We start from the raw sequence: 9195 nt of genomic DNA, 5'->3' as shown, positions 1-9195 counted from the left end.
GCCTCCCCCACGAGGGAGGCCGGGGCCGCCGCCGTTTCCGGGTCCCCACTCGGCAGTAGGCTGGCGCGTATCCGGCCCCGAGGAGGACCTGACATGACCACGGAAGACGCCGCCCCGGCACCCGGCACGACCGACAGCGCCGCGGCCGCCCGCGAACCCGGCCGCGAGGATCGCGAGCACGGTCGCCGCGCCGGAACCGACGAGGGCACCGCGACGCACCACACGGACGTGATCGGCCGGGCCGATCCCGCGGCCGAACGCCCCGGGGCCTCGATCGTCCACCAGGACGAGACCACCAAGATCGTCGCGTTCGAGTTCGGTGAGGGCCAGGAACTGCCTGACCACGCGGCGTTCCACCCGGTGCTCATCCAGATCCTGCGGGGCCGGGTGGACTTCGGACTCCCCGATCGCACGATCCGGCTGCAGCCGGGCGAGATCCTGCACCTCACGCCCAAGCTGCGTCACCGGGTGCGGGCCCTCGAGCCCACCACGCTGACCGTCACGATGCTCCTGCCGCGTGAGTGAGCTGCTCGCTACGCTGAGCCCATGATCTCCTTCGTCCTGGCCTCCGCCTCCCCGTCCCGCCTGCGGATCCTCGAGCAGGCCGGGGTGGATCCGGTCGTGCGGCCCTCCCGCGTCGACGAGGACGCCCTCCAGGCCTCCCTCCCGCCGGGCACGCCGCACGTCCGGGTGGTGGAGGAGTTGGCCCGGGCCAAGGCGAAGGACGTCATGAACCGCGAGGGAGCGGCGCTCGCCGCCGAGGCCCGCGCCGCCGGGGCCACCTCACTGGTCGTGGTGGGTTGCGATTCGATGCTGTTGGTCGACGGCCAGCTCGAGGGAAAGCCGCACACCTACGAACGCGCTATGGAGAGGTGGCGCCGGATGCGCGGCCGGCACGGGGTGCTGCTCACCGGACACGCGATGCTGGTCGCCGACCTCGGCGGCGGGGCTGCTCCCGGTGTAGGTGACGACGACGACGGCGTTGTCGTCGTCACCTACACCGGCGCGGACACCTCGGACACCACGGTCCATTTCGGCGCACCCTCCGACGCGGACCTCGACGTCTACCTCCGCACGGGCGAACCTCTCGAGTGCGCGGGGGCGTTCACGATCGAGTCGCTCGGTGGCTGGTTCATCGACCGCATCGACGGCGACCCGTCGAGCGTCATCGGGCTCAGCCTCCCGCTGCTGCGGCGGCTCCTCGAGGACGCCGGGATGCACGCGCACAGCCTCTGGCGGCCCGAGTTGCGGCCGTGAGATCGACGCCGCATCGGCCGCGCCGCAGGTCAGGGCGATAGCGGATTCACGGCCCCTCCCCCGCCATCGCACCCGGTGACCCCCAACACCACACATGAGGGAGGCCTCTCATTAGACTGCGAAGGAATATCGGTGGGCCCATCGGGGACACCGTCGTTTCAGACGTCCATCACCAGGAGGCCCTGAGTGCCCAGTCATGCCAGCTCTCATATCACGAAGGTCCTCGTCGCCAACCGCGGCGAGATCGCCGTCCGTGTGATCCGTGCGGCGAAGGACGCCGGTCTGGCCAGCGTGGCCGTATACGCCGAGCCCGACGCCGACGCACTGTTCGTCAAGCTGGCGGATGAGGCATTCGCGCTCGGCGGCACCACGTCCGCCGAGTCGTACCTCGTGTTCGACAAGATCCTCGACGCCGCGGCCAAGTCCGGCGCCGACGCGATCCACCCCGGCTACGGCTTCCTCTCCGAGAACGCCGACTTCGCGCAGGCCGTCATCGACGCCGGTCTGATCTGGATCGGCCCGCCGCCGCACGCCATCCGCGACCTCGGTGACAAGGTCACCGCGCGCCACATCGCCGAGCGCGCCGAGGCTCCCATGGCCGCCGGCACCAAGGACCCCGTCGCAGGTGCCGACGAGGTCGTCAAGTTCGCCGAGCAGTACGGTCTTCCCATCGCCATCAAGGCCGCCTTCGGTGGCGGCGGTCGCGGCATGAAGGTCGCGCACAAGATGGAGGAGGTCGCCGAGCTCTTCGAGTCGGCCACCCGTGAGGCCGTCGCCGCCTTCGGCCGCGGCGAGTGCTTCGTCGAGCAGTACCTCGACAAGGCCCGCCACGTCGAGGCCCAGGTCCTCGCCGACCAGCACGGCAACGTCGTCGTGGCCGGTACCCGCGACTGCACCCTGCAGCGCCGGTTCCAGAAGCTCGTCGAGGAGGCCCCCGCGCCGTTCCTCACCGACGACCAGCGCAGCCGGATCCACGAGTCCGCCAAGCGCATCTGCAAGGAGGCCGGCTACTACGGCGCCGGCACCGTCGAGTACATGGTCCAGGGCGACACCATCTCGTTCCTCGAGGTCAACACCCGCCTCCAGGTGGAGCACCCCATCACCGAGGAGACCGCCGGCATCGACCTGGTGCTGCAGCAGTTCAAGATCGCCGAGGGCGAGGTGCTCGAGTTCACCGAGGACCCGAAGCCCCGCGGTCACGCGTTCGAGTTCCGGATCAACGGTGAGGACGCCGGCCGTGGCTTCCTGCCCGCCCCCGGCACCATCACCACCTACGAGGAGCCAGCCGGACCGGGCGTCCGCATGGACTCCGGCGTCGAGCAGGGTGACACCATCGGTGGCCAGTTCGACTCCATGCTCGCCAAGCTGATCGTGTGGGGCGAGGACCGCGACCAGGCGCTCGCCCGCTCGGCCCGCGCCCTGGCCGAGTACAAGATCGAGGGCATGGCCACGGTCGTGCCGTTCCACGCCCATATCGTCGCCAACCCGGCGTTCGTCGGTGACGGCAAGAGCTTCGACGTCTACACCAAGTGGATCGAAGAGGAGTGGGACAACCCGATCGAGCCGTGGACGCCGACCGGTGCCCCGGCTGACGAGGACGAGCCCGTGGAGCGCAAGAAGGTCGTCGTCGAGGTGGACGGCCGTCGCGTCGAGGTCTCACTGCCCGGTGACCTCGCCTTCGGTGGCTCGCACAACGGTGGCACGGTCCGCCGCAAGGCCAAGTCCCGCACCCGTGGCGGCGCTGCCGGTGCCGCCGCGTCCGGTGACGCCGTGTCGGCTCCCATGCAGGGCACCGTCGTCAAGGTGGCCGTCGAGGAGGGCCAGGAGGTCAAGGCCGGCGAGATGGTCGCCGTGCTCGAGGCGATGAAGATGGAGAACCCGGTCACCGCGCACAAGGACGGTGTCATCACCGACCTGTCCGTCGAAGCCGGCGCCGCCGTGACCCAGGGCACGGTGCTCTGCGAGATCAAGTGATCCGCTGACGGCGCCGGCCCTGCCGGCCGGCGTCGTCGCCCCCGCCTGACCCGGCGCCCACGAGAATCCGCTACCCGCGCGCGAGTAGCGGATTCTCGTATTTCAGGCGCTTGCCGCAGCGCAGCAGTATCGACCGCGTGGCTGTCAGTCGGCGGCCACCGACCCGGCCACCACCGGCTCCGCGACCGCCGGATCGAACGAGGTGTCCGTGAGGAACTCGCGGACCTCGGGCACGTTGCGCAGAAATCGGTCGGCCTCGTCGTCGGACTCGGTGACCTGGCTCGCCTCCTCCGCGGCGATCCGCTGTTCGAACAGGCCCACCTCACGCTCGACCCGGCCGGCATCCCAGCCGAGGACCCCGGCCATGAGTTCGGCGGCCTCGCGCGCGCAGGCGACACCGCCGTGCTGGTACTCCATGGAGATGCGGGTGCGCCGCACCAGGACGTCCTCCAGATGCAGCGCCGCCTCCGCGGCCGCCGCGTAGACCACCTCGACGCGCAGATACCGCTCCGCCCCGGCGAGCGGCTCGAGGAGCTCGGGACGGTCGGCGGCCATCTCCAGCACCTCCTCGGTGAGGGTCCCGTACCGGCCCAGCAGGTGCTCGACCTGTTCCTCACGGATCTCGTAGTCGTCCGCGATCCGGTCCGCGCGGTTGACCATCGCCGGGTAGCCGTCGGCGCCCATGAGCGGGATCCGCTCGGTCGTCGACGACGGCACCTCCTCGGCCCGCTCCCCCATCTCGGCCACCGCGGCGTCCACGGCGTCGGCGGCCATCACCCGATAGGTGGTGTACTTGCCGCCGGCCACCACCACGGCGCCCGGGGCGACCGTCATGACCGCGTGCTCCCGGGACAGCTTGGCGGTGGAGTCGGCGCCGCCGGACAACAGCGGCCGCAGCCCCGCGTACACGCCGCGCACGTCCTCGCGGGTGATCGGTTCGGTGAGCACGGAGTTGACGTGGCCGAGGATGTACTCGATGTCCGCGCTCGTGGCCGCCGGGTGTGCGAGGTCGAGTTGCCAGTCGGTGTCCGTGGTGCCGATGATCCAGTACTCGCCCCACGGGATGATGAACAGCACGGACTTCTCGGTGCGCAGGATCAGCGCGGCCTCCGAGTCGACCTTGTCGCGGTCCACGACGATGTGCACACCCTTGGACGCGCGGACGGTGAAGCCGCCCTCCTCCCCGAGCATGCGCTGCAGCTGGTCGGTCCACACGCCGGCGGCGTTGAGCACGACCCCGGCGCGCACGTCGGTCTCCGCGCCCGTCTCGGCATCCCTGACCCGCACCCCGGTGACCCGCTCGCCATCGCGCAGGTATCCGATCACCTGGGTCGAGTTGGACACGACCGCCCCGTGCCGCGCGGCGGTACGGGCCAGGGTGAGGGTGTGCCGGGCGTCGTCGACGAGGGTGTCCCAGTAGCGGATACCGCCGACCACCACGTCCTCGCGCAGGCCGGGGGCGATGCGGTGCGCGCCGGCGCGGCTGTAGTGCTTCTGCGGGGGCACGCTCTTGGCGCCGCCCATGACGTCGTAGAGGACGAAGCCGGCGGCCATGTAGGGGCGTTCCCAGAAGCGGCGGGTCAGCGGGAACAGGAACTTCAGTGGGGTGACCAGGTGCGGGGCGAGTCGGGTCATGCTGAGTTCGCGCTCGTGCAGTGCCTCCGCGACGAGTCCGAAGTCGAGCTGCTCGAGGTAGCGCAGGCCGCCGTGGAACATCTTGGAGCTGCGCGAGGAGGTCCCCGCGGCGAAGTCCCGGGCCTCGACCATCGCGACGTTCAGTCCGCGCGTGGCCGCGTCCACGGCGCTGCCGGTTCCCACGACGCCGCCGCCGACTATCACCACGTCGAACGTCTCCTCGGAAAGCCTGCGCCACGCCTCGGCTCGGCGTTCGGGGCCGAGGACGGACCGGGACCTGATCGTGGGCATGGGGTCTCCCTCCACGGCCGGGGTGAGGTGTTCCGGCCGGTCGAGGCCGACTCTACGCCCGCGCGGACGTAGTCTCAGGGATGTGAGTCGCAACACCTACATTCTGGCCATCGACCAGGGCACCACCTCGACGCGGGCGATCCTGTTCGACGAGAAGGGCCTGCCTGTCGCCACCGCCACCGCGCAGATCGAGCACTCGCAGATCCTGCCGCGCGCGGGCTGGGTCGAGCACGACCCCATGGAGATCTGGTCCAACGTGCGGACCGCGATGGGGCACGTGGCCGGGGACGCCGATCTCGAGCCGGCGTCGGTGCGGGCGATCGGTATCACCAACCAGCGCGAGACCGTGGTGGTGTGGGATAAGGCCACCGGGAAGCCGGTGTACAACGCGATCGTGTGGCAGGACACGCGCACGTCGGGGATCTGCGCGCGCCTGGCCGAGGGTCATCCGGCGGGCGCCGATCGTTTCCGGGAGACGACCGGGTTGCCGCTGTCGACCTACTTCGCGGGCCCCAAGATCCGCTGGATCCTGGACCACCTGGACGAGCGGGGCGAGCGCGGGACGGAGCGGGCCGAGGCGGGGGAACTGCTGGCGGGCACCATGGATTCGTGGGTGGTGTGGAACCTCACGGGTGGGCGGCGTGGTGACGACGACGGCGAGGCCGCCCTGCACGTCACGGATGTCACCAACGCGTCCCGTACTCTGCTCATGGACCTGGGGACCATGCAGTGGAGCGAGGAGATCTGCCGCGAGATCGGCATTCCCCTGGCGATGCTCCCGGAGATCGTGCCCTCGTCCGGTGTGCTGGGGCGCGTCACCAAACGCCGGATGTTCGGCGGGACGCCCATCTCGGGGATCCTCGGCGATCAGCAGGCGGCGCTGTTCGGTCAGACCTGCTTCGAGCCCGGCGACACCAAGAACACGTACGGGACCGGCGCGTTCCTGTTGCTGAACACCGGCACGACGCCCCAGGCCAGCGACAACGGGCTGCTCACCACCGTGGCCTACCAGCTCGGTGACGCCGACCCGGTCTACGCGCTGGAGGGCTCGGTCGCGATGGCCGGATCGTTGGTCCAGTGGCTGCGCGACAACCTCGGGATCATCTCGACCGCGGCCGAGACGGAAGGGCTCGCCATGTCACTGGAGGACAACGGTGACTGCTATCTGGTCCCCGCCTTCTCGGGTCTGCTGGCCCCGCACTGGCGTCCGGACGCCCGGGGCGCGCTGGTGGGTCTGACGCGCTTCCACACGAAGGCCCACATGGCGCGTGCGGCGCTGGAGGCGACGGCGTTCCAGACCCGCGAGATGGTCGACGCCATGTGCGCGGACGCGGGCGAGGCCGCCGGCTCGCTGCGGGTGGACGGCGGGATGGTCGGCAACGGGTACCTCATGCAGTTCCAGGCCGACCTGCTGGGCGTGGACGTGGTGCGCCCCGAGGTCACCGAGACCACGGCCCTGGGCGCGGCGTTCGCGGCCGGCCTGGCCGTGGGCACCTGGGACTCGATCGACCGGCTGCGTGAGCTGTGGCGGGAGGACCACCGCTGGTCGCCGGAGATGCCCGAGGAGGAGCGGGAGCGACTGATGGCCCGCTGGCGCGATGCGGTCGAGCGGACGCTGGGCTGGGCCGACGCCGAGGGCTGACCCTCCCGCATCCTGGCCCGCCCACCACCCCTACCCGCCACCGTTTTCCCGCCGCCGCTACCCGCCGCCGGGTTGCGCGCCCTGTGTGCTGCATGCAGACCGACGTGTGCGCCCTGTTTGCGGCAAACAGGGCGCACACGTGGGTTGAAAAGGTGCATTCCGGGCGCGCAACCCACTCAGGGCAGTGTCACGCGGGTCGGGCCGGGCGGCCCACCGAGTCGGATCAGTCCAGATCGTCGTGGCGGATGAGCTGGCGGGCGGCCTCGGTGATGGTCCCGGTCATCGACGGGTAGACGGAGAAGGAGCCGGCGAGGTCGGCCACGGTGAGCTGGTTCCGTACCGCGACCGAGATCGGCAGGATGAGCTCGGAGGCGGTGGGCGCCACCACGACGCCGCCGATCACCACGCCCGAGGCGGGGCGGCAGAATAGCTTGACGAAGCCGCGGCGCAGACTGCGCATCTTGGCACGCGGGTTTCCGGACAGCGGCATGACCTCGACGCGGGCGGGGACCTCACCGCTCTCGATCTGCGTGTGCGAGATGCCGACGGTGGCGATCTCCGGGCGGGTGAACACCGCGGAGGCGACGGTGCGCAGGCGGATCGGGCTGACGCCCTCGCCGAGCGCGTGATACATGGCGATGCGGCCCTGCATGGCCGCCACGGAGGCGAGCGGGAACAGGTCCGTGCAGTCGCCGGCGGCGTAGATGCCGGGCGCGGTGGTGCGGGAGACGCGGTCGACCTTGATATGGCCGCTGCGCTGCAGCTCGACGCCGGCGTTCTGCAGGCCGAGCCCGTCGGTGTTGGGAACCGAGCCGACGCAGATGAGGGCGTGGGAGCCCTTGACCGTGCGGCCGTCACCGAGGCGGACGATGATGCCATCCTCGTGATGTTCCACGGCGTCGGCGCGGGCGTGCTTGACCAGAGAGACACCGCGCTCGCTGAGCGCCTCCTCCAGCACCAGCGCGGCGTCGGCGTCCTCGTGCGGCAGTACGCGGTCCCGGCTGGAGACCATGGTGACCTTGACGCCCATCTCGGTGAACGCGGAGACGAACTCGGCACCGGTCACACCGGAACCGATGACCACCAGGTGCGAGGGCAGCTCGGTGAGGTCGTACAGCTGACGCCAGTTGAGGATCCGCTCGCCGTCGGGCTCCGCACCGGAGAGAACGCGGGGGCTGGAGCCGGTGGCCATGAGCACCACGTCGGCGTCGAGGATCTTCTGCTGGCCGTTCTCGAAGGTCACGGCGACCTGGTGCGAGGCCATGCCCGGCTGGGAGTCGTGGACCTTCGCCCAGCCCGACAGCAGGCGGACGCCCTCGCGCTGGAGCTGCGTGCGGATGTCCGCGGACTGGGCCCGCGCGAGCGACTTGACGCGGCCGTTGACCTGGCCGAGCCGGTACGCGGTGGGGTCGAAGTGCGCCTGGACGCCCATCTCCTCCGCGCGGCGCATGTCGGTGCGCACGCCCGTGGTGGCGATGAAGGTCTTGGAGGGGACGCAGTCGTAGAGGACGCAGTTGCCGCCGATGCCGTCCGCGTCGACGATCGTGACATCCGCACCGTACTGGGCGGCGACCAGCGCCGCCTCGTATCCGGCGGGTCCGCCGCCGATGATGATGATGCGTTGCGTCACTGAAGATTCCTCCACGGCTCACGGGGTGTCAGGGCCGGGCGCCGGTTCCGCGGTGGCAGAACTCGTCGCGTCCGCCGTACACGGTAGTCGACCGGCCCGCGTCAGACGGGCGGACGAGGGTGGCGGACCCACCCGATCCGCCACCCGATCCACCCGCGCCGGGCCCGAGTGTGCACCGACCGGGCTTGCCGAACGGACTAGAGTCGGTGGCGTGCCTCTCTATGCCGCGTACGGGACCAACATGCATCCCGATCAGATGACCACCCGCGCGCCGCACTCCCCTTTCGCCGGGTCGGGGTGGCTCGAGGGCTGGCGACTCACCTTCGCCGGCGACGACCCCACCTGGGAGGGCGCGGTGGCGACCCTGGTGCAGGACCGTGACTCGCGGGTGTTCGTCGTGCTCTACGACGTCCCCGAGGAGGACGCGCTCTCCCTCGACCGTTGGGAGGGCACCGACCAGATGCCCGCCCGGAAGATCCGCGTGCGCATCACGCGCCAGCCGACCGTCCCGGACGGCCCCCCTGTGGGCGCCCAGGAGTCGGAGTTCGCCGTCGACTCCGGCCCGGCGGACGGGCCCGGTGCCGCGACGGCCGCCGAGGACACGGTCCTCGCGTGGCTGTACGTGATGGACGCGTTCGAGGGCGGGCTGCCGTCGGCGCGCTACCTCGGCCTGCTGGCCGACGCCGCCGAGTGCGCGGGCGCGCCCGAACAGTACGTGCGCGAGCTGCGCACCCGCGAGTCCCGCAACGTCGGCCCCGGCGCCTGA

General features: G+C 71.0%; 7 protein-coding genes. 5 read left to right on the top strand and 2 right to left on the bottom strand.

Annotated features, from left to right (window positions below):
• Positions 1 to 93 precede the first annotated feature (93 nt).
• From ACWIE7_RS13625 to ACWIE7_RS13615, 3 genes are all read left to right on the top strand, one after another.
• On the top strand, positions 94 to 525 hold the full coding sequence (locus ACWIE7_RS13625; protein WP_454069491.1) for a cupin domain-containing protein: 432 nt from the start codon (positions 94 to 96) through the stop codon (positions 523 to 525).
• Positions 526 to 546: 21 nt separating this feature from the next.
• The gene (locus ACWIE7_RS13620; RefSeq protein ID WP_454069490.1) at positions 547 to 1257 is read left to right on the top strand and encodes a Maf family protein; all 711 of its coding nucleotides are present in this window, start codon (positions 547 to 549) and stop codon (positions 1255 to 1257) included.
• 186 nt (positions 1258 to 1443) lie between these two features.
• The gene (locus ACWIE7_RS13615) at positions 1444 to 3231 is read left to right on the top strand and encodes an acetyl/propionyl/methylcrotonyl-CoA carboxylase subunit alpha (protein WP_452099206.1); all 1788 of its coding nucleotides are present in this window, start codon (positions 1444 to 1446) and stop codon (positions 3229 to 3231) included.
• Positions 3232 to 3375: 144 nt separating this feature from the next.
• On the opposite strand, the gene ACWIE7_RS13610 is transcribed toward ACWIE7_RS13615, so the two are convergent.
• Positions 3376 to 5157 (bottom strand): glycerol-3-phosphate dehydrogenase/oxidase, encoded by a 1782-nt coding sequence (locus ACWIE7_RS13610; protein WP_452099205.1) that lies wholly within the window; start codon positions 5155 to 5157, stop codon positions 3376 to 3378.
• A gap of 82 nt (positions 5158 to 5239) precedes the next feature.
• Between ACWIE7_RS13610 and glpK the strand changes: the two genes are divergently transcribed.
• Entirely contained in the window at positions 5240 to 6799 is a 1560-nt protein-coding gene (gene glpK, locus ACWIE7_RS13605) for a glycerol kinase GlpK (protein ID WP_452099204.1), read from the top strand.
• Positions 6800 to 7022: 223 nt separating this feature from the next.
• On the opposite strand, the gene ACWIE7_RS13600 is transcribed toward glpK, so the two are convergent.
• The gene (locus ACWIE7_RS13600; protein ID WP_452099203.1) at positions 7023 to 8429 is read right to left on the bottom strand and encodes an NAD(P)H-quinone dehydrogenase; all 1407 of its coding nucleotides are present in this window, start codon (positions 8427 to 8429) and stop codon (positions 7023 to 7025) included.
• A 211-nt stretch (positions 8430 to 8640) separates the two neighbouring features.
• Here ACWIE7_RS13600 and ACWIE7_RS13595 point away from each other — a divergent pair, with 211 nt between their 5' ends.
• On the top strand, positions 8641 to 9195 hold the full coding sequence (locus ACWIE7_RS13595; RefSeq protein ID WP_344996553.1) for a gamma-glutamylcyclotransferase family protein: 555 nt from the start codon (positions 8641 to 8643) through the stop codon (positions 9193 to 9195).

The organism is Dietzia sp. NPDC055343, from assembly GCF_053645265.1.
The sequence above is the reverse complement of the archived record's forward strand: the minus strand, read 5'-3'. Positions and strand labels throughout refer to the sequence as shown.